The organism is Cupriavidus plantarum (assembly GCF_905397285.1).
In the GTDB taxonomy this organism is placed as follows: domain Bacteria; phylum Pseudomonadota; class Gammaproteobacteria; order Burkholderiales; family Burkholderiaceae; genus Cupriavidus; species Cupriavidus plantarum.
In genome coordinates this window covers 1484462-1505211 of sequence record NZ_CAJPUX010000001.1, presented here as the reverse complement: position 1 = coordinate 1505211, position 20750 = coordinate 1484462, and the positions used below count along the sequence as shown (strand labels likewise).

The 20750-nt window shown below is 67.9% G+C and carries 21 protein-coding genes; 18 read left to right on the top strand and 3 right to left on the bottom strand.

Annotation, left to right across the window (positions count from 1 at the left end; all coding sequences use genetic code 11):
- Positions 1-111: 111 nt before the first annotated feature.
- The gene (locus tag KHP16_RS06955) at positions 112-1053 is read right to left on the bottom strand and encodes a LysR family transcriptional regulator (RefSeq protein WP_211959809.1); all 942 of its coding nucleotides are present in this window, start codon (positions 1051-1053) and stop codon (positions 112-114) included.
- Positions 1054-1190: 137 nt separating this feature from the next.
- Here KHP16_RS06955 and KHP16_RS06950 point away from each other — a divergent pair, with 137 nt between their 5' ends.
- The gene (locus KHP16_RS06950; protein WP_211959808.1) at positions 1191-2126 is read left to right on the top strand and encodes a DMT family transporter; all 936 of its coding nucleotides are present in this window, start codon (positions 1191-1193) and stop codon (positions 2124-2126) included.
- A gap of 4 nt (positions 2127-2130) precedes the next feature.
- On the opposite strand, the gene KHP16_RS06945 is transcribed toward KHP16_RS06950, so the two are convergent.
- Complete coding sequence (locus KHP16_RS06945; RefSeq protein ID WP_211959807.1) at positions 2131-4662, bottom strand: excinuclease ABC subunit UvrA; 2532 nt, start codon at positions 4660-4662, stop codon at positions 2131-2133.
- Positions 4659-4922 carry a hypothetical protein gene (locus tag KHP16_RS06940; RefSeq protein WP_109581148.1) on the bottom strand — a complete coding sequence of 88 codons (264 nt, stop codon included), beginning with the start codon at positions 4920-4922 and terminating at the stop codon, positions 4659-4661. The genes KHP16_RS06945 and KHP16_RS06940 overlap by 4 nt, the downstream gene beginning before the upstream one ends.
- Before the next feature lie 49 nt (positions 4923-4971).
- Here KHP16_RS06940 and KHP16_RS06935 point away from each other — a divergent pair, with 49 nt between their 5' ends.
- The 17 genes from KHP16_RS06935 (at position 4972) to KHP16_RS06855 (ending at position 20748) form a co-directional block, all read left to right on the top strand.
- A complete protein-coding gene (locus KHP16_RS06935) occupies positions 4972-6003 on the top strand; it encodes a helix-turn-helix domain-containing protein (RefSeq protein ID WP_244835668.1) in 1032 nt (343 codons plus the stop codon).
- A 391-nt stretch (positions 6004-6394) separates the two neighbouring features.
- On the top strand, positions 6395-7225 hold the full coding sequence (locus tag KHP16_RS06930; protein ID WP_244835667.1) for a beta-ketoacyl synthase chain length factor: 831 nt from the start codon (positions 6395-6397) through the stop codon (positions 7223-7225).
- Positions 7210-7995 (top strand): lysophospholipid acyltransferase family protein, encoded by a 786-nt coding sequence (locus KHP16_RS06925; protein ID WP_109581149.1) that lies wholly within the window; start codon positions 7210-7212, stop codon positions 7993-7995. Before KHP16_RS06930 ends, KHP16_RS06925 begins: the two co-directional genes overlap by 16 nt.
- Complete coding sequence (locus KHP16_RS06920; protein WP_211959806.1) at positions 7982-8287, top strand: phosphopantetheine-binding protein; 306 nt, start codon at positions 7982-7984, stop codon at positions 8285-8287. Before KHP16_RS06925 ends, KHP16_RS06920 begins: the two co-directional genes overlap by 14 nt.
- Before the next feature lie 43 nt (positions 8288-8330).
- Positions 8331-8594, top strand: coding sequence for an acyl carrier protein (locus KHP16_RS06915; protein ID WP_109582665.1), 264 nt, complete (start codon positions 8331-8333; stop codon positions 8592-8594).
- On the top strand, positions 8594-9142 hold the full coding sequence (locus KHP16_RS06910; RefSeq protein ID WP_109581151.1) for a COG4648 family protein: 549 nt from the start codon (positions 8594-8596) through the stop codon (positions 9140-9142). Before KHP16_RS06915 ends, KHP16_RS06910 begins: the two co-directional genes overlap by 1 nt.
- Before the next feature lie 16 nt (positions 9143-9158).
- The gene (locus KHP16_RS06905; RefSeq protein ID WP_244835666.1) at positions 9159-10955 is read left to right on the top strand and encodes an AMP-binding protein; all 1797 of its coding nucleotides are present in this window, start codon (positions 9159-9161) and stop codon (positions 10953-10955) included.
- Complete coding sequence (locus tag KHP16_RS06900) at positions 10948-11742, top strand: glycosyltransferase family 2 protein (RefSeq protein ID WP_244835665.1); 795 nt, start codon at positions 10948-10950, stop codon at positions 11740-11742. Before KHP16_RS06905 ends, KHP16_RS06900 begins: the two co-directional genes overlap by 8 nt.
- Positions 11743-11765: 23 nt before the next feature.
- Entirely contained in the window at positions 11766-12764 is a 999-nt protein-coding gene (locus tag KHP16_RS06895; protein ID WP_211959805.1) for an LpxL/LpxP family acyltransferase, read from the top strand.
- A gap of 12 nt (positions 12765-12776) precedes the next feature.
- Positions 12777-13193 carry an acyl-CoA thioesterase gene (locus KHP16_RS06890; RefSeq protein ID WP_109581153.1) on the top strand — a complete coding sequence of 139 codons (417 nt, stop codon included), beginning with the start codon at positions 12777-12779 and terminating at the stop codon, positions 13191-13193.
- On the top strand, positions 13190-13906 hold the full coding sequence (locus KHP16_RS06885) for an outer membrane lipoprotein carrier protein LolA (protein ID WP_211959804.1): 717 nt from the start codon (positions 13190-13192) through the stop codon (positions 13904-13906). Before KHP16_RS06890 ends, KHP16_RS06885 begins: the two co-directional genes overlap by 4 nt.
- Complete coding sequence (locus tag KHP16_RS06880; RefSeq protein ID WP_244835664.1) at positions 13899-16394, top strand: MMPL family transporter; 2496 nt, start codon at positions 13899-13901, stop codon at positions 16392-16394. The genes KHP16_RS06885 and KHP16_RS06880 overlap by 8 nt, the downstream gene beginning before the upstream one ends.
- A gap of 86 nt (positions 16395-16480) precedes the next feature.
- The gene (locus tag KHP16_RS06875; RefSeq protein ID WP_244835714.1) at positions 16481-17065 is read left to right on the top strand and encodes a DUF3261 domain-containing protein; all 585 of its coding nucleotides are present in this window, start codon (positions 16481-16483) and stop codon (positions 17063-17065) included.
- Complete coding sequence (locus KHP16_RS06870) at positions 17062-18279, top strand: beta-ketoacyl-ACP synthase (RefSeq protein ID WP_211959803.1); 1218 nt, start codon at positions 17062-17064, stop codon at positions 18277-18279. Before KHP16_RS06875 ends, KHP16_RS06870 begins: the two co-directional genes overlap by 4 nt.
- Positions 18279-18785 carry a hotdog family protein gene (locus tag KHP16_RS06865; RefSeq protein ID WP_244214434.1) on the top strand — a complete coding sequence of 169 codons (507 nt, stop codon included), beginning with the start codon at positions 18279-18281 and terminating at the stop codon, positions 18783-18785. The genes KHP16_RS06870 and KHP16_RS06865 overlap by 1 nt, the downstream gene beginning before the upstream one ends.
- Positions 18782-19513: a 3-oxoacyl-ACP reductase FabG gene (gene fabG / locus KHP16_RS06860; protein WP_109581156.1), complete on the top strand. Its 732-nt coding sequence runs from the start codon at positions 18782-18784 to the stop codon at positions 19511-19513. Before KHP16_RS06865 ends, fabG begins: the two co-directional genes overlap by 4 nt.
- A complete protein-coding gene (locus KHP16_RS06855) occupies positions 19510-20748 on the top strand; it encodes a beta-ketoacyl-ACP synthase (protein ID WP_211959802.1) in 1239 nt (412 codons plus the stop codon). Before fabG ends, KHP16_RS06855 begins: the two co-directional genes overlap by 4 nt.
- The last annotated feature ends 2 nt before the right edge of the window (positions 20749-20750 follow it).

Genomic DNA, 20750 nt, shown 5'->3' with positions numbered 1-20750 from the left:
GCCCGACGCGACCCTGCGGGGTCGTCTTGAGCGGCACGCGCTGGAAAAACGTCAGCGCCGCGAGAATGAAAAAGAGCTGCCGAAGCAGCTCTTGAGGAGACGGAGTATACCTCAACGTGCCAGATGGCTCGCGAGGTAGTCGATCAACACGCGCACTTTCGAAGGCAGGAAGCGGTTCGGCGGATACAGCAGCCACACCGGCCCCATATAGGCGCGCGCCTCGAATTCCCAGTCGCCGAGCACCTGCACGAGTTCGCCGTCCCGCAAGGCGTCAGCCAGCGCGAAATCCGGGAGGATCGCGATGCCGATGCCGTGGAGCGCGGCGTCGAGCCGCGCGCTCACGTCGTTGGCGATATATCGTCCCCGCACCTCCACCGATTGCGTCTCAGCAGATCGTGTCTCCTGTCGTGTCTCCTGATTACGCCGGAATACCCATCGGTTGTCGTCAACGGTCTCCCCGAGGAACAGGCATTCGTGCCGCGCAAGATCCTGCGGCATCGACGGGGTGCCGTGGGCCGCGAGGTAGGCCGGCGATGCGCAGAGCAGCCACCGCGCGACGCCCAGCTGCCGCGCGGCGAGGCCCAGGGGAGGCGTGCGCGTGAGCCGGATCACGAGGTCCACATCGTCGCGCAGCGGATCCAGCTCGCGGTCCACGAACATCAGCTGCACGTCGATCTGCGGCCATTGGCGCAGGAATGCCGGCAGCAGCGGATGAATGACGGACCTTGCATAGGAGATCGGCGCGCTGAGGCGCACCCTTCCCTGCGGCGCGGTCACCAGATTGCCCGCGATATCGGCCGCGCCCGACGCGGCATCGAGCATGTCGCGGCAATAGCGATGGACCAGCGCGCCTGAATCCGTCAGCCGCAGGCTGCGCGTGGATCGCTCGAGGAGTCGCGTGCCGAGCGCCTCTTCCAGTCGCTTGATCTGCCGGCTGATCGTCGACGGCGTGGTCCCGAGCTGGCGCGCGGCCTCCGAAAAATTGCCGGCCTCGACCACGCGGGCGAACGTGGCCATGTCGGGCAGCAGCGCGTGGACTTCCGTGGGGAGCATGAGGGGGCGCTTATTTGTGCTTGGGACGCATAGATGATGTGCGCATGGACGGCATTATAGTTTTCGGTGCAACGACGCACAATCGGCCCCGTCCAAGGACATCCACCGTCGACTTCGACAATCATCGGAAGGCCGCCATGTCGCTCTCCCCTCCCAATCGCCTGCTCTGGGTCGCCGACCTCATGCTGCTCGCCGTCGCCATTGTGTGGGGCACGAGCTATGGCGTGGTCAAGTTCGCCCTCGATTTCTATCCCGTGCTCGGATTGCTCGCGCTGCGGTTCGGCATCACGTTCGTCGTCCTGTCGCCCGCCTTGCGTTCGTTACGCGGCGCCAATCGCGCGTCGATGGCCGGCGCCGTGCTGTGCGGCGTATTGCTGCTGGCGATCTTCCTCGCGGAGACGTACGGCGTAGCCTATACCCATGCCTCGAACGCTGCGTTCCTGATCAGCCTGTGCGTCGTGCTGACGCCGCTCGTCGAATGGGCCATGCTGCGGCGGCGGCCGTCCGCGATGGACTGGGTCGCCGTGTCGTTGTCCCTTGTGGGTGCCGCGATGGTGACCGGTGGCGTGATCCATCCCACGAGCGGCGATGCGCTGATCCTCCTCGCGGCGCTGCTGCGCGCGATCGTGGTTTGCGTAACCAAGCGCGTCATGCGCGATGCAAGACTGGCCCCTCTCACCGTAACGGCCATTCAGGCGGGCGTCGTCACGGCGGGCAGTCTCGTTGTCGCGCTCGCGATCGTGCGCGAGCCATTGCCGGCCCTGCCCTCGCTGACGGAAAACGGCGCGTTCTGGCTCTGCATTGGCTATCTGATCGTCGCCTGCACGCTGTTCGCGTTCTTCGCGCAGAACTACGCGGTCAAGCGGAGCAGTCCCACACGGGTCGCGCTCCTGATGGGGGGCGAGCCCGCGTTCGGCGCGCTGTTCGCCTATCTGTGGCTGGGCGAGCAATTGTCGGTCTGGGCGTGGTGTGGCGGCGCGCTGATGGTGCTTTCGTCGCTGCTCGCGACCGTGCGATGGCCATCGCGCACGCCGGGCGTGGCGTCAGGCATCGAGGTCCCGCGCGAGGCATGACGGGCTATCGGCCCATCTGCTCCCCGAGATATCGCGCGGTCTGGCCTGTCCGCGCCCGGGCGACCTTCGCCGGCGGCCCGCACACCACGATCTTTCCGCCCGACTCGCCAGCACCCGGTCCGATGTCCAGAATCCAGTCGGCCTGCGCCGCCACGCGCATGTCGTGCTCGACGACGACGACCGTGTTGCCATTGTCCACGAGCCCCTGCAACTGCACGAGCAGCCGGTCCACATCGGACGGATGCAGGCCATTGGTGGGTTCGTCGAGCACGTAGAGCGTGTCGCCACGATGCGCGCGCTGGAGTTCGGTCGCGAGCTTGATGCGTTGTGCCTCGCCGCCGGACAGCTCTGTGGCCGGTTGCCCGAGACGCAGATAGCCCAGGCCGATGTCGCGCAGCACGGTCAGCGGCTTCATGGCCTGCGGCTGTTCCGCGAATACCTCGCAGGCGGCATCGACGGTCAGGTCCAGGACCTGCGCGATATTGCGGCCCTGCCATTCGATCTCGAGCGTCTGCGGCTTGTACCGCGTGCCGTGGCACGTCGAGCACGGCGCGTAGACGCTCGGCAGGAACAGCAGTTCCACGCTGACGAAACCTTCGCCCTCGCAGGTCGGGCAGCGCCCCTGCGCGACGTTGAACGAGAACCGCCCCGGCGTATAACGCCGCTTGCGCGCGGCCGGCGTCTCGGCAAACAGCTTGCGCACGACGTCGAACAAGCCCGTATAGGTGGCGAGGTTGGAGCGCGGCGTGCGGCCGATCGGCTTCTGATCGACGCGCACGAGGCGGCGGATCGTCTCCATGCCACCGGCAATACGCCCATGCGTCGGCACCTCCGAGGCTGGCAGCATCCCGCCCTCCCCGCCCTGCTCGCTTTCATCTGACAGATCGGCCAGGTCCACCGCCTTGCCGAGATGTCGCGCCACGAGCTCGGGCAGCGCCTGGCTGATCAGGCTCGACTTGCCCGATCCCGACAGGCCCGTCACCGCGGTAAAGCAGCCCAGCGGGATGTCCGCGTCGACGCCGCGCAGGTTGTTGCGGGAGACGCCCGCCAGCCTGAGCCAATTCCGTGCGGTCCGCGGCTCGCGCGCGACTGGCCGTTGGGCATCGAACAGATAGCGTGCCGTGCGCGAATCGGCGACATTCGCGAGGCCGTCGGGCGTGCCGCTGTAGAGCACGCAACCGCCACCCTCGCCGGCCGCCGGCCCCACATCGACGATCCAGTCCGCGCTGCGCACGGTCTGCATGTCGTGCTCGACCACGAACAGAGAATTGCCGCTGGCCTTGAGCCGCTGCAGCGCGCGCAGCAATGCCTCGCCATCGGCCGGATGCAGGCCCGCCGACGGCTCGTCGAGCACGTACACCACGCCGAACAGCTGCGACGACAACTGCGTCGCCAGCCGCAGGCGTTGCAGCTCGCCGGACGACAGCGTCGGCGTGCTGCGGTCGAGCGAGAGATAGCCGAGACCGAGATCGGTGAGCGGCGACAATCGCTCGAGCAATTCTCCCGCGATGCGCTCCGCGGCAAGACGCCGTTCGTCGGTACCCGTCACGGCGCTCTTGCCGGTGACGACGCCATCCATGATCTCGGCGACGCGGGCCAGCGGCAAATGCGCGAACTCCGCGATATCGAGCCCGGCGAACGTAACGGTCAGCGCGGCCTTCTTGAGCCGCTTGCCGTGGCACAGCGGACAGTCGCTGCCGACCATGAACTGCGCGACCCGCTTTTTCATCAGCGCGCTCTGCGTGTTGGCGAAGGTCTGCAGCACGTAGCGCCGCGCGCCCGTGAACGTGCCCTGGTAGCTCGGCTCCATCTTCTGCTTCAGCGCGGCGCGCACTTCCTTCGCGGTGAAGCCCGCATAGACGGGCACGGTGGGCTGCTCGTCGGTAAAGAGGATCCAGTCGCGGTCCTTCTTCGGCAGATCGCGCCAGGGCTTGTCGATGTCGTACCCGAGCGTGACGAGGATGTCCCGCAGATTCTGGCCATGCCAGGCTGGCGGCCACGCGGCCACCGCGCGCTCCCGGATCGACAGCGAGTCGTCGGGCACCATCGACCGTTCCGTGACGTCGTACACGCGGCCCAGGCCGTGGCACTGCGGACAGGCTCCCTGGGGCGTGTTCGGCGAGAAGTCCTCCGCGTACAGCATCGGCTGCTTCGGCGGATATCTGCCGGCACGCGAGTAAAGCATGCGGATGAGGCTGGAAAGCGTGGTGATGCTGCCCACCGTCGAGCGCGCGTTCGGCGTGCCGCGCTGCTGTTGCAGTGCGACTGCCGGCGGGAGGCCCTCGATCGCGTCCACGTCGGGCACCCCGACCTGATCGATCAGCCGCCGCGCATAGGGCGCCACCGATTCGAAGTAGCGCCGCTGCGCTTCCGCGTACAAGGTGCCGAAGGCCAGCGACGACTTGCCCGAGCCGGAGACGCCCGTGAACACGACCAGCGCGTCGCGAGGGATATCGACATCCACGTTCTTGAGGTTGTGCTCTCGCGCGCCGCGCACGCGGACCATGTCGGCGGAAGCGATCTTTCGCGTCGTCATGACTGTGGGCTCGCCGATGGCTGCGCCCTGGCTTTGCGGGCCTCCAGCATGCCCCGGATATTGAGGGCCGCCAGGGCGAACTGGAGCACCACGAGCGCGAATGCCGACGTGTGCAATCCCCACACGACCCACATGAGATTACTGACCAAAAATACCCAGAACCCTGTCTTGCGCCGTCCCGCGCCGCGCGATCCGACGAGCCATGTCGCCAGCACCGTCACGGCCATGGCCGGCCATTGCATGGTGTCGAGCCAGTCCAAAGCGTCTCCCTCTCAGGCGGCATCCGTGCCGACGTTCTTACGGGAAGCAATGTCCATTCCAACCGTGGTGCCGCGTCAGCATGCGGCAAGGTTTATCGGCGATACTGCGCGTTGGCAAATTACGTGTACCGGCATGGCGGCAGAGGGGCAGATGGAAGAGAACGCATCGAACTTGCCATCGGACTTGCAATCGAACCTGCAATACTCCGCGCATATGCCCGCGGAGGTCAGGCAGACCATCATCAGCCGGGCGCTGCCCTACGCGCCGATCGGCATCTCGCGCGTCCGCAGCGACCGGCGCAACACCGGCATGACCGATCCGTACGAGCGAGAACCCGCGTACCTCGTCGTGCTGCAGTTGCGCCCCTTCGGCGAGCAGAATCTCTGGCTCGCGGGCCGGCCGGCGCCACATGTGCCCTTCGATGCGGGCTGGCTGGCCGTCTACGACCTCGAGCGGAACTGGGTGGCCGATCTGATCGGCGAGTATGACTGCATGCAGTTCTACATCCCGCAGTCCGCGCTTGACGAAACCGCGGCCGATCTCGGCGTCCGGCCCGCGCAGCGCCTGCACTGCCCGCCGCACATGGCCACGTCCGATCCCGTCGTGCATCATCTCAGCCGCGCCCTGCTGCCCGCGCTGGCGCATCCCGAGCAGGCCTCCACACTGTTTATCGATCATATGGCGCTCGCGCTGCGTGCGCATCTGGTCCAGGCATACGGCGGCGTGCAGGTGCCCGCGCGGCGGGTTCAGCCGGGGCTGTCGCCGTGGCAGGAACGTCGTGCCAAGGAACTCATCATGGCGAACCTCGACGGCGAGATCTCGCTGGAGGCGCTCGCCGCCGCCTGCGGGCTGTCGCGCGGGCACTTTGCCAAGGCGTTCCGCGCCTCCATCGGCATGCCGCCCCATCGATGGATGGTGCTGCAACGCGTGGAGCTGGCGAAGCACTACCTGTCGCACGGCGCCATGCCGCTCGGAGAGGTCGCGCAGGCGTGCGGGTTCGCGGACCAGAGTCACTTCGCCAGAACGTTCGGGCGCGTCGTGGGCACCGCGCCCGCAGCCTGGCGGCGGCTCCATCGCTGAGTCCCGTCCGCGGTCGCGGCATTATTAACAATTGGAAGAATTTGTGACCCCGAAAACCAAAGGCTTGAAGTCGCAAAAACCCTAGTTGTTGCAACCCCACGCGAGTTGTAACCGCCCGCCGCGTTACGCGCAGACCACTTCAACCGGCGAGAATGCTCTCCCAACGTCGCTTATCTTCGGAAATGTCGCATCGTTGTGGAGGCCCATGCATCGGACTTCGGCGGTTTTCGTCATATTTAGACAAGCATTTTTGCCACAGTAACAACATTTTCGGGTTTGGCACGGTGTCGATTGAGTAAAATGGCGCGCCACGCTAGAGCCATAACCCCTTGTTCCACCGCTATTTGCCGTTTATTCGCATCATGATTCGCCGCGGAGACCGTTCGTTCCCATGGTGCCGCCCACGATGACGCCGAGGTTTGCCGTGCGCGGCTGGTCGGCATGGGCCGGCGGACTGGACACCCCCGAGGCATGGCGCGCGTGGAGCAAGGCGCCGGTGTTGCCGCCGGCCGCGCCGCCGGTGCCGGCATTGGCTGAGGTCGCCGCGATGTTGCGACGGCGCGTGCCGCCGCTCGGCCGCGTGGCGCTCGCGCCCGTATACGCGTGCGCGCGAGCGATCGCCGCACAACCCGGCGCGGACGCGGACGCGGACGCGGGTCCGGTGCCGGCGGTCTTCTGCTCGCGGCATGGCGATACCGCCCGGCTGGTGCCGATGCTGAACGAACTCGCGGCGGGCGCCCCGCTGTCGCCGACCGCCTTCGGGCTCTCCGTCCATAACGCGATCGGCGCGATCCGGTCGATCGACCTCACGGACCGCACCAACCTGCTGGCGCTGTCCGCGGGACGCGACACGGTGGAGACGGCGGTGTTCGAGAGCTGCAGCCTGCTGGCGGAGGGTGCCGCCGAAGTGCTGCTGGCCTATTACGAGGCGCCGCTGGCCGAGCCATATGCGCCCTTCGTGGACGAACCCGAGGCCATGTACAGCTGGTGCTGGCGCCTGGCCGTGCCGCGCGAGGGAGAACCGCACTACGCGCTGGCCGTGGGGGACCCTGTGCGGGACCAGCCTGCGATGGCAACGGCGGAGCAAGCGGCCCGGCCATTGCTGCCGCATGGGCTCGATGTCCTGCGCTTCATGCTGGCCGGTGACGCCGCGTTGATCCATCGCGGGGAGAACACGATGTGGGAATGGAAATACCAAGGGCAACCATGTCCGAGCACCTGATGCCGCTAGAACGGGCGTGGCGTACCTGCGCCACGGGCCTGTGTTTCTCCAGCTTCGGCCTGGGCGGGCTCCTGCTGCGCGTGGCCGTGTTCCCCGTGCTCGCGCTGTTGCCGTGGAGCGCCGCCACGCGCAAGCGCATCTGCAAGGACGTGGTGCACTACGCGTTCCGGCTGTTCGTCTGGCTCATGTGCACCGTCGGCGTCATCCGCTGCGAAGTCCGCAATGCGGAGCGGTTGAAGCGCGAGGGCCTGCTTATCGTGGCCAATCACCCGTCGCTCGTCGATGTGGTGCTGCTGATCGCCCTGACGCGCCGCACGGATTGCGTGGTCAAGGCCTCGCTGGCCGAGAACCCCTTTACGCGCGGACCGGTCAAGGCGACCGGCTACGTGCTCAACGATTCGGGCGTGTCGATGGTCCAGGGTTGCATCGACTCGCTGCGCGCGGGGAACAATCTGCTGATTTTCCCCGAGGGCACACGCACGCCCGCCGACGGCCAGATCCGGCTGCAGCGCGGCGTGGCGAACATCGCCGTGCGCGGCGGGTTTGCATTGACACCGGTGGTAATCCGTTGCGCGCCACCGCTGCTCCGCAAGGGGGATAAATGGTATCGCGTGCCGGTGCGCCGTCCGCGATTCGTGGTCGATGTGCAGGAAGACCTCGATCCCGCTCAGTTTTTCCCGGCCGGAGCCGATGATGCAATGGCAGTGCGCGCCGTGACGCACGCACTGACAGAATACTTTTCCAGGGAGGTACGCCGTGGAGGCGCTTGAACAAGAAATCAAGGAACTGATCGTGACGTCGCTGGCGCTGGAGGAAGTCGCGCCGGCCGACATCGATACGCATGCACCATTGTTCATTGAAGGGCTCGGGCTCGATTCGATCGATGCGCTGGAACTGGGACTGGCGCTGCAGAAGCGTTTTGGCGTGACGATGAGCGGCGACAAGGACGAGGTCCGCGCGCGCTTTGCCAGCGTGGCGGCCCTTGCGGCCTTCGTGGCGGCGCACCTTGGCGCGAAACATGAGGCCGACCGCAACGAAACCTCCGAGAGCCAGGCGGCCTGAGCCGTCCGGCATCCCCGATACTATCCAGCTGGCAGGCATGGCCATGACTCACGACGAAATCTTCGCGCGGATTTCCGCGGTGCTGCAGGACTCCTTCGAGATCGATGCGGATCGCATCCGACCCGACGCGCGCCTGTATGAAGACCTCGACATCGACAGCATCGACGCGGTGGACCTTCTGGTCAAACTGAAGCCGATGCTCGACAAACCTTTGAAGCCCGAGCACTTCAAATCCGTCCGGACGATTCAGGACGTGGTGGAAGCGCTCGCGCTGCTGATCGACTCCGATACGTCCGCGACGGCCTGATGTCCTGGCGGAAGTTCGGCCTGGTAGCCATGACGCTGTGCTACCCGGTGGTCGTCTACGTGGGGCTCCAGTACTGGCCGCCCCGCATTGTGGCGCTCTTTCTGATCGCCATGCTCGTCTTGCGCCTTGCCACCGGCAGGCAGGCCGGCGCGCGCGCGATGGCGCTGGCGGCGGGCGCGGTGGCGCTTGTCGTCTTTGCCTCGGGCGATGCGATGCCGCTCAAGCTGTATCCTGTTTTCATCAATGCGCTGATGCTGGCCATCTTCGGGTGGAGCCTTTGGCATCCGCCTACGGTCGTCGAGCGTATCGCGCGGCTGCGGGAGCCGGATTTGCCTGCGGCGGGCGTCGCTTATACGCGCAAGGTCACGGTGGCATGGTGCGTGTTCTTTTGCTGCAATGGCGCGATGGCATTGCTGACCGCCCTGTTCGCCGATGACGCGGGGTGGGCGCTTTACAACGGGGCGATCGCCTACGTGCTGATCGGCGCGATGTTCGCCGGGGAATGGCTCGTGCGGCGGCGGGTCATGGCTGGGGGGCGGCATGTCTGAGGGACGGGTCGGTTCGATGTCCGTACGACCGCATGCGCATGCCGATGGGTTTGCTCCGTGGCATGGCGTGCGCGGCGCGATGGCCGGACTTGCCGCGCGGGCCGCAGCAGGAGACGCGGCCGCCGCCGGGTTGCTGGCGAGCACGGCGGCGTGGCGCGCGGCGTTCGCCGCGGCGCCGGGACAACGCTGGGCGATCTACATCGAGGCCCCCGACGCCTTCGCCGCGGCGGTGTTCGGCGCCTGGCACGCGGGCAAGCATGTCGTGCTGCCCGGCGACTTGCGGGCCGACACGATCGAGGCGCTGCGCGCGCACATCGACGGCTGGGCCGGCGATATAGACGGCGCACTGGTGCCCGGCGTTCCGGACATTCCCGACCTTCCCAACCTTCCCGACCTCCGGGCGCCGTCAGGCGCTACCGCGGGCGACGCTGCGCCGAACGGTTGGCCTACGCTGCCGGCGGACACCCCTGTCACACTCTTCACCTCCGGCTCGACCGGCGCCCCGACCGCGATCGCCAAGCGGCTGTCCCAGCTCGATGCGGAAACGGCGACGCTGCAGGCGGCGTTCGGTGCGCTTACCGGTACGCGTGCCGGCGTTGACGCGCAGGTGCTGACCACCGTCTCGCATCAGCATATCTACGGCCTGCTGTTCTGCATCCTCTGGCCCCTCGCCGCAGGCCGTGCGCTTGCCGATGGCAGGCTCGCGTTCAACGAGGAGCTGGTGACGCGCTGCGCGGTGATGGCGCAGGACACCGCGGTTCTCGTGACCAGCCCCGCTCACCTGCGCCGGCTGCCGGAAGGCCTTGACTGGACGCCCGTGCGCGGGCGGCTCGCCGCAGTGTTCTCTTCGGGCGGGCCGTTGCCCCCCTCCGCCGCCGACGACGCGCTGCGGCAGCTTGGCCAGTCGCCGATCGAAGTGTTCGGCAGCTCCGAGACCGGCGGCATTGCCTCGCGCCAGCGCGCCACGCATGGCGACCGCTGGACCGCGCTGCCCGGGGTCGAATGGCGCATCGAGGACCGCTTTCTCGCCGTGCGATCGCCGCATTTGCCCGGCGACGGCTGGTACGTCTGCCCCGATCTCGCCTACGCTGACACGGACCACAGCTTCGTGCTGCAGGGCCGCGCGGATCGTATCGCGAAGATCGAGGAGAAGCGCGTCTCGCTGACGGCCATCGAGCAGGCGTTGATGGCGTCCCCATGGGTCCGCGATGCGCGCGTGCTGCTGATGGAACTGCCCGTCGGCACGCGCATCGCCGCCGCCCTCGCGCTGACCGACGAAGGCGATGCCGCTCTCGCCGAACGCGGACGTGCCGCGCTGATCGCCGGGCTCAAGGCCTCGCTTGCCGGCAGCATCGATCCGCTCGCCGTGCCGCGCCGCTGGCACGCATCGCGCGACGATCTGCCCGCCAACACGCAGGGCAAGACGACCGACGCCGCGCTGCGCGACCTCTTCCGCCAGACCCTGCCCTCCGTGACGTGGCTCGCGCGCGACTCCGCCAAAGCCGCGGCGATGCTCGATGTCCATCCGCATCTGGCCGTGTTCGACGGCCACTTCCCCGGCGCGCCGATCGTGCCCGGCGTCGCGCAGGTCGACTGGGTCATGACCCTGGCCCCGCAGGCCCTGCCGGTGCCCCCGCGCGATGCATTCCTGCGGCTCGATGTGCTGAAGTTCCAGGGCATCATCCGCCCCGGCATGCAGGTCCGCATGGACCTCGAATGGCTCGCGGACAAGCGCGCGCTGGCGTTCCGGCTGACGTCCGACGCGGGACCGCACGCAAGCGGCCGCGTCGCGTTCGGGAGCGGCCATGACTGATGCCACGATGACACACGCGAAGCCATCGGGCACCGCGGATTTCCGACCGGTCGTGCTCGTCCCCGTGTTCAATCACGAGCGCGCGATCGGCGCGATGGTCGATGCCATCCTCAGGCATCCCGTGCCGTGCCTGCTGATCGACGATGGCAGCAGCGAACGCTGCGCGGCGGTGCTGCGGGACCTCGCCGCGACACACGCCGACCGGGTCACGCTGATCCGGCTCGATCGCAATCAGGGCAAGGGCGCGGCCGTCATGGCCGGATTCGACGCCGCGCTGCAGGCCGGCTATACGCATGCGCTGCAGATCGATGCCGATGGACAGCACGATGCGGGCTGCATCCCCGCATTCTTCGACGTCGCGCAACGGCACCCCGACGCCATCGTGTGCGGCACGCCCGTGTACGACGCCTCCGTGCCGCGCGGACGGTTGATCGGCCGGTATGTGACGCACGTCTGGGTGTGGATTCATACGCTGTCGTTCGCCATTCGCGACTCGATGTGCGGGCTGCGCGTCTATCCGCTGGCGTCGGTCGTACCGCTTGTGCGGACGCAGCGCATCGGCCATCGCATGGAGTTCGACACGGAAGTGATCGTCCATCTGGTCTGGCGAGGCGCCCCTGTGCTGAACATCGCGACGCCGGTGACCTATCCGATCGACGGCGTCTCTCACTTCCGTATGTGGCGCGACAACGTGCGCATCTCCTGGATGCATACGCGATTGTTCTTCGGCATGCTCGGCCGGCTGCCGACGCTGGTCGCCCGCAAGCTCGCCCGCAAACTGGCGTGACCGCGCGACAGACGCCGACAACCATGCGCACGCTCGTCCCGCCCACGACCGAAGGCACCGCCGCTCAGGACGCCCCGCGTCACTGGAGCCGCATCGGCGAAGCCACGTGCGTGTGGGGTATCTGGTGCCTGTATGCCGTGCACCGCCTGCTCGGACGCGCCGTGTTCCGCGTGACCCTTTATCCGGTGGTGGTGTACTACTGGCTCGCCCGGCCCGTCGCCCGACGCGCGTCGCTGGACTATCTGCGCCGCCGACATCGCGCCATGGGCGGCGAAGGCAGCGCGCCCGGCGCGCGGCAAACGCTGCGGCATGTGTATGCGTTCGCCGAGACGCTGCTCGACAAGCTGCTGGCCATCAGCGGGCGCTATCCCTTCGACGACGTCGCGCGCGAAGGCGTGGAGGCGCTCGAGCGACAGCTCGAGACCGGACGCGGCGGCATCATCGTCACCGCGCACATGGGATGCCTCGAACTGTGCCGCGCGCTCGCGCAGAAGCGCGCCGGCCTGCGGCTGACCGTGCTCGTGCATACCGCGCATGCGGAGCGATTCAATCGCATGCTGTCGAAGCTCGATGCCGACAGCACGCTGCAACTGCTGCAGATCGACGACATCACGCCGGCCACCGCGCAGGAACTGAACGAGCGCGTGAATGCCGGCGAATTCATCGCGATCGCGGGCGACCGGATTCCCGTGCATGGCGGCCGCACCGTGCGCGTGCCGCTTCTCGGCGCGCCCGCACAGTTTCCGATCGGTCCGTACGTGCTGGCCGCCCTGCTCGATTGCCCGCTCTTCGCGATGGGCTGCATCCGGCAGGGCAAGGGCCATCTGCTGCGATTCACCGAACTGGCGCGCACCGTGGCCTTGCCGCGCGCGCGGCGTACCGAAGCCCTGACGGTTCATGCGAGCGCGTATGCCGCGTGGCTGGAGGGGATGCTGGCGCAATCGCCGTACGACTGGTTCAATTTCTATGACTTCTGGGCGAGCCCGGACAACGGCGCGGCGGGTACGCACCCCTCGCGCTGACTCCCTCCAACCATGAACCCAGTCCTGAGTCACGACATCACGCTAAGCCCCGCGTTCCACGACCTCGATCCGATGAACGTGGTGTGGCATGGCAACTATGCGCGCTACGTCGAGCTGGCACGTACCGCGCTGCTTCAGAAATTCGATTACGACTACCCCGCGATGCGCGACTCCGGTTATGCATGGCCCATCGTGGACCTGCGCCTGCGCTACGTGCGGCCGATCGTCTACGGCCAGACCGTAACCGTGCGCGCGACAATCGTCGAATGGGAGCATCGGCTGAAGATCGACTACCTCGTGCGCGATGCGGCCACGGGTGAGCGGCTCACGAAGGGCTATTCGGTCCAGGTTGCCGTCGATATGCAGACCGGCGAGATGTGTTATGAGTGTCCGCCGGTGTTGTGGGAGCGGCTGGGGGTGAAGCCATGAGCCGCGGTGTCCGCGGTGTCCGTTTACGGGCGGCGTTTGTCGCGCTGGGAATATACGTGTCGATAGGCGTGGCGATCTCTGCTGGCGGCTGGGCCGCGCGGGCGGATGCCGCGGACCCGGCACAGCGCAACACCTCCCCAACCAGCCCGGCCGACAAAGGCTCCGACTCCCTGCGCGAGATCGCCGCGCGGCTATCGGATGCTCCGGTCATCCGGGGCCGTTTCGAGCAACGGCGGCAGCTTGCGGGGTTCGCGACCCCGCTCGTCTCGAAGGGCGACTTCGTGCTCGCGCGCGAGCATGGGCTCGCCTGGAATACGCGCGAGCCCGTGGCATCGAGCCTGGTCGTCACGCCGACGCAGCTCGTCGTGCGTGGCGCGGACGGACAGGTGCAGCAACGCATGGCCGCGGACGATCAGCCCGCGATGCGGATCCTGGGCGAGTCCATGGTGGCCCTGCTGCGCGGCGACTTCTCGTCGCTGCTCCCGCGGTTCACCGTGGAAGCGCGCAAGACCGGCAAGGACGGTTGGGCGCTCACGCTCACCCCGACCGACAGCGGCATTCGCCGCGCGTTTACGCGCATCGACATCGCCGGCGACCGTTTCGTGCGGAGCATCCGCATGGACGAGGCTGGCGGCGACACCACGCAGATCCGGATGATCGATCCCTCGGCATCGGCGCCATTGACCGCCGCGGAGGCGCAGCGTTTTGAGTAAGCAGACTTACCCGGCTCGCGGTCATGCCAAGGACGCTGGCGCGCACGCGTCGGCGCCGCTGTCTCCTGTTGCAAAGGCGCTGGCGGTGCTCTGGCTGCTGCTCGTGCTGGCGCTCGGCTGGCATCAGGCCAGTTTCTGGCGCGAGGGGCGGGTCGATACGGACATCATGGCCCTGCTGCCATCGAGCGAGCGCACGGCGACGGCGGATCGCGTGCTGCGGCAACTGGCCGAGGATGTCTCGCGCGAGGTCGTCGTGCTCGTCGGCGCGCCAGACTGGCAGGCGGCGCGCCATGCCGCGGATGGCATTCGCGCCGTCACGGGGGAGCATCCCGCATTGCTGAAGCCGGTGGACAAGCTCGGCACGTTTGACGTCGATGCCGCGCTGGCGTTCTACCGACCGTGGCGAGACCGTCTGCTCACCGATACGCAGCGCGCGCAACTCACCCACGCCGATCCGGATGCGCTATCGCGGCAGGCCCTCGCCCGCCTGTATCAGCTCTCTTCGGGTTCCGCGCTGACTGGGTGGTCGGCGGACCCGCTCGGTCTCTGGCAGGACTGGTGGCTGGCGCGCGCGGACGTGACGCGCGTGCGGGAGCGCGATGGGCTCGCTTCGTTCTCGGCCGATGGCATGCAGTGGATCCTGCTGACCTATCGCATCGGCAAGCCGGCGTTCTCGGTCGGTGGGGATACGGACTACAGCGAGCTGCTGGCCGCGGCCGAAGCGCGGGCGCGGCGCGACCATCCCGGGGTGCGCGTCATCTCGGCGGGCATTCCGCTGCATGCGGAAGCGGCGGCGGCACGGGCGAGTCTCGAGATCAACGTGATCGGCTTTGGGTCGCTGGCCGCGGTGCTCTTGCTCGTGTGGCTCGCGTTTCGATCGTTGCGGCCGATCGTGCTGGTGGCCTTGTCGCTGGCCATCGGCACGGCTGCCGCCATTTCCGTCACGGCTATCGTGTTCGATCGCGTGCATCTCATCACGCTGGTGTTTGGTGCCAGCCTCGTGGGGGTGGCTGAAGACTATGGCATCCATTACTTCGTGACGCGGCAGGCCAATGGCCAGCGCACGCCGGCCAGCACGATGCGCTTGCTGCTGCCCGGCATGGCGTTGGCCCTGTCCACGAGCGTCGTGGCGTATCTCGCGCTGGGCGTGGCGCCGTTTCCGGGGCTCCGGCAGATGGCGCTGTTCTCGGCGGTGGGTCTGGTTGCCGCGTTTTTGACCGTGGTGCTGTGGTTTCCGCTGCTCGACCGTGGGCGTCTGCGGCCGACGCGCATGTCCGAGTGGCTCGCGCGCGGGCTTGCGCGGTGGCCGCGGGCGGGGTGGGATCGGCGTACGTTCGTTTTGGGTGCGTTGCTGGCGTTGTTTGTCGCGGGCGGTGTGTGGCGGGTGCGGGTCGTGGACGATGTGCGGCAACTGCAGAATTCGCCTTCGCATCTGGTCGAGGCACAGCGCACGGTTGGGCGGTTGCTCGGAAGCCCGAGCCCGACGCAATTCCTGCTGGTTCGCGGCGCAACGCCGGATCAGGTGCTCGAGCGTGAAGAGGCCGTGAAGGCGCGGCTGCAGCCGTTGATTGCGCAGGGGCGGCTCGATGGTGTGATCGCGCTTTCCGATTGGGTACCTTCCGCCGGACGGCAGCGGGCGGATGCCGCGCTGACCGAGCCGCTCGAGGAGGAGGTGCGCGAGCGGGTGGCAAAGGCGTTGCGGACGGCTCGGGTGACCGTGCCTTCGGGTGCCGCCGCGCCTGCCGATGTCCTGACGCTGTCCGCGTGGCTGGCTAGCCCGGTGTCCTCGGCCTTGCGTCATCTGTGGCTCGGTCGAGAGGGACATGCGGCGGGGCCATATGCGAGTGTCGTGTTGCTGCGGGGGCTGGCGGATCCGGCAGCGGCGCAGGCGGTGGAGCGGGCGGTGATGGGCGTGTCGAACGCATCGGATGGTCCCTCGGATGGTCCGGTTGCGGCGACTGCATCGGCTGCCGAAGCGGCCGGTGCTTCGGGTGCTGCGGCTAATGCCGCTGCCGCGCCTGTTCCGGGCGTGGAGGGCGTGGAATACGCGGACCGTATCGCTGACCTGACCGGTCTGCTGCACCACTACCGCGTGCTCATGAGCTGGCTGCTGCTGGCCGGCGCGGTGGCCGTCGCGGCGCTGCTGGCATGGCGCTATGGCCGCGCGTCATGGCGCGCCCTCGTGCCGACGCTGCTCGCGGGACTGTGCAGCGTGGCGCTGCTCGGCTGGCTGCATGTCCCGCTCCAGCTCTTCCCCGTGCTGGCCCTCGCGCTCTTGCTGGGCGTCGGCGTGGACTATGGCATCTTCCTGCTCGAGCATCCAGGCGACGGCGTCTCGTGGACCGCGATCGTGCTCGGTGCGGCCAGCACCCTGCTGGCATTCGGCCTGCTCGCCCTCTCCTCGACGCCCGCGCTGCACGCATTCGGCATCACCATGCTTGCGGGCGTCGGCGCCGTGTGGGCCCTTTCACCGTGGTTCCGCCCATGACGCGTCTGCTCGGACCCTTCCGCCCCCTTCGTGACCGCCCGGTTGAACCGCTCGCCATGTGGGGCATTGCGAAAGCCGTGCCCGCTATGGTCGTGCCCTCTCTAGCCGTGCTGGCGATGTGCCTCGCGGCGTGCGCCGGGCCGGCTGGCACGACGGATGTGCGGCCGCCCGCGGCAGCGATGATGCCGGCGCCGTTGCTGCGGCTGCCCCCCGCAGCACTGCAGCGCGAGTTGATGCTGCAGCAAACCATCGCGGCCGATTTCATGCGGGCCGGCCAGCCAGAGCATCGCGAGTTGCAGGTGCTGCTCGAAGCCAATGCCACCCACACGCGCGTGGCGGCCATTGGCGGTGGGCAGGTACTGGCGCGGCTGGACTGGGATGGCACGGAACTGCGGATCACGCGCTCGCCGTGGGCGCCCGACAGCGTGCAGCCCGAGCGTATCCTCAGCGACCTCCAGCTCTCCCTGTGGCCCGCGCCCGCAATCCGTGGCGCGCTGCCGCAAGGCTGGGCGCTCGACGATGCGCCCACCGGGCGGCGCCTCCGTCAGGGCGACGACGTCGTCGTGGAAATCCGCTATCCAGATGCCGCCACCACCCTCATCGAGCAGCGCCGCGATGGGTATCGACTCACCATCCGCACGCTGAGCGGGAACTCCGGAGCCAACCAATGACCGCCTATCTCAACGCCGTCGGCGTAACGTGCGCGCTCGGCCGTGGCCAGCAGGCTGTGCGTGGGGCCATGTGGCATCCCGATAGCAATGCCCCCGGCGAGGTCACCGACCGCTATACGCAAGGCCGCCACCTGCTGCTCGGCACGGTCGAGGATTTGCCGGAAGACGCCGCACTCGACGCCGCACGCGCAGCGGGAATGGCCGCCGACGACTGGCCCGTCAATCACCGCAGCCGCAACAACACCCTCCTGCTGGACGCGCTCGCGCAGATCCGCGACACCGTCGATGCGGCCATCCAGCGCGTCGGCCCGACTCGCGTGGCCGTGATCATCGGCACCAGCACGTCCGGCATCCGCGAAGGCGAACAGGCGATCCAGCATCTGTCACAGCACGGCGCGCTCCCGCAGGCGTACCACTACGGCCAGCAGGAACTCGGTTCGCCCGCTCTGCTGCTGGCCAGGGTGCTCGGCACACGCGGGCCCGCGTACGCTATCTCCACCGCCTGCTCATCGGGCGCCAAAGCCATTGCGGCCGGCGCGCGCCTCCTGCGCAATGGTCTCGCCGACGTGGTGATCGCCGGCGGCGTGGACACCCTCTGCGCGTTCACGGTAGCAGGCTTCTCGGCACTGGAATCCGTCAGCGCCACGCGCTGCAATCCGCTGTCCGCGAACCGCAACGGCATCAATCTCGGCGAGGGCGCCGCGCTGTTCGTGATGTCGCGCGAGGCGGGCCCCGTCAGACTGGCTGGCTGGGGCGAGTCCTCGGACGCATACCATGTGTCGGCCCCCGATCCCAAGGGAGAAGGCGCACGCCTCGCGATGCGCCAGGCGCTACAGGTAGCCGGCATCGAGCCCGGCGCCATCGACTATGTGAACCTGCACGGCACCGCCACGCCCGCCAACGACATCATGGAAGCCCACGCCGTCGCGGACCTGCTTGGCAACGACGTTCCCGTCAGCTCGACCAAACCGCTGACGGGCCACACGCTTGCCGCCGCGGGCGCCATCGAAGCGGCGCTGTCGTGGCTGACGCTCGCGGACAATCCGCGCGGCCAGTTGCCGCCGCACTGGTGGGACGGTGCCGCCGACGCCGCGCTGCCGACGCTCCACGTGGCCGCGCCGGGCAGCAGCCTTGGCCGCGCGCCGCGCTACGTGCTGAGCAACTCGTTCGCATTCGGCGGCAGCAATTGCACGCTGGTGATGGGAGCCGCCTGATGACACAGGAGACACAGGACGCGCCGTCGATGAACCCATCGACGAACCTTAAGACCTCCCTGCCACCGGTGCGTGAAATCGTCCCGCACGGCGGCGCCATGCTGCTGCTCGATGCCCTCGTGCACGCCGACGACACGCATTGCGTGGCACGCGCCGAAATCCGCGGCACGCAGTTGTTTGTCGACGCCAGTGGCATGCCGGCATGGGTCGGCATCGAATACATGGCGCAAACCATTGCCGCATGGTCCGGCATGCGGGACCGCCTCGCCGGCAAGCCTCCGGGCGTGGGCTTCCTGCTGGGCTCGCGCCGCTATGAATGCGACGTGTCGCACTTTCCGATTGGCAGCACGCTGACGGTCCACGCGCAGCCCGAACTGATCGGCGACAACGGCCTGGGTCAGTTCTCCTGCCGCATCGACATGGCCGGCCGCGAGGTTGCACGCGCCAACGTTTCCGTTTTTCAGCCTGCCGACGCGCAGGCGTTTCTGCAAGGACAAGAGGTATGAGCAATCCCACGGTTCTGGTCACGGGATCGTCGCGCGGCATCGGGCGCGCCATCGCGCTGCGCCTGGCCCGCGAAGGCTACGACGTGGCCATCCATTGCCGCTCGCGCCGCGATGAAGCGGAATCGGTGGCCGACGCGGCGCGCGCATGCGGACGCAAGGCCCGCGTGCTGAGCTTCGACGTGTCGCAGCGAGAGGAAACGTCGCGCGTGCTGCTGGCCGATATCGAGGCGCACGGCATGTATTACGGCGTGGTCTGCAATGCGGGCATTGCGCGCGACGCGGCGTTCCCCGCGATGACCGGCGAGGAATGGGACGAGGTGGTCCACACCAACCTGGACGCGTTCTACAACGTGCTCAATCCGCTCGTGATGCCGATGGTTCAGCGTCGCCAGCCGGGCCGCATCGTCACGTTGTCTTCGGTGTCCGGACTCGTGGGCAATCGCGGCCAGACCAACTACAGCGCCGCCAAGGCCGGCATCATCGGCGCGACCAAGGCGCTCGCGATCGAGCTGGCCAAGCGCGACATCACCGTCAACTGCGTGGCGCCGGGCCTCATCGATACCGACATGGTCGAAGCCCACGTGCGCGAGGAAGCGTTGCGCATGATCCCCGCGCGCCGCCTCGGCTCGCCGGACGAGGTCGCCGCGACGGTGGCCTTTCTGATGTCGCGCGACGCGGGGTACATCACGCGCCAGGTGATCTCGGTCAACGGAGGAATGTTCGGATGAAGCGCGTCGTGGTGACAGGCGCGGGCGCGATCTCCGCGCTCGGCAATGACTGGGCCGCCGTGCGCGAGTCCCTCGCATCGGGCCGCAACGCCGTCGTGCGCATGGCCGAATGGGATGACATCAAGGGCCTCAACACGCGGCTCGGCGCCCCGGTGCCGCCGTTCGAACTGCCGCCGCATTACACGCGCAAGGCCACGCGTTCGATGGGCAAGGTTGCCCTGATGTCCGTGCTCGCAAGCGAGGTCGCGCTGCGCGACGCGGATCTGCTGGGCCATCCGCTCGTCTCGGGCGGCAAGATGGGCATCGCCTATGGTTCTTCGACCGGCACGCCCGAGGCCGTGGCCGACTTCGGCCGGATGCGCACCGAGCGCACGACGGAGGACATCAGCGCGACGACGTATATCCGCATGATGCCGCATACGACGGCCGTCAATATCGGCGTGTTTTTCGGTATCACGGGACGCATCGTGACGACGTCGAGCGCGTGCACGTCGGGCAGCCAGGGCATCGGCTACGCCTACGAGGCGATTCGCGGCGGCCGGCAGATCGCGATGCTCGCCGGCGGTGCAGAGGAACTCGACGCTACGGAAGCCGCCGTCTTCGACACGCTGTTCGCGACGAGCACGCGCAACGACGACCCTGAGACCACGCCGCGCCCCTTCGACAGCGAGCGCGACGGCCTCGTGCTCGGCGAAGGCGCCGCCACGCTGGTACTGGAAGAGCTCGAGCATGCACGGGCGCGGGGCGCGAAGATCCTCGCCGAGATCGTAGGCTTCGGCACCAACAGCGATGGCGCGCACGTGACGCAGCCCAAGGCCGACACGATGGCCGTCGCCATGCGGCTCGCCCTCGAAGATGCCGCGCTCGATGCGCAACGCATCGGCTACATCAACGCGCACGGCACCGCCACCGATCACGGCGACATCGCCGAGTCCCATGCCACGCATGCCGTGTTCGGCGCGGGTGTGCCGGTCAGCACGCTCAAGAGCTACATCGGCCATACGCTCGGCGCGTGCGGCGCGCTCGAAGCCTGGATGACCATCGAGATGATGCGCGACCGATGGTTCGCGCCGAACCTCAACCTCCGCACGCCCGATCCGCGCTGCGCCGCGCTCGACTACATCATGGACGCGCCGCGCGAGCTCGATACGGACTACGTGATGAGCAACAACTTCGCATTCGGCGGCATCAACACGTCGCTGATCTTCCGCCGATGGAACGAAGGCACCGAGTAACG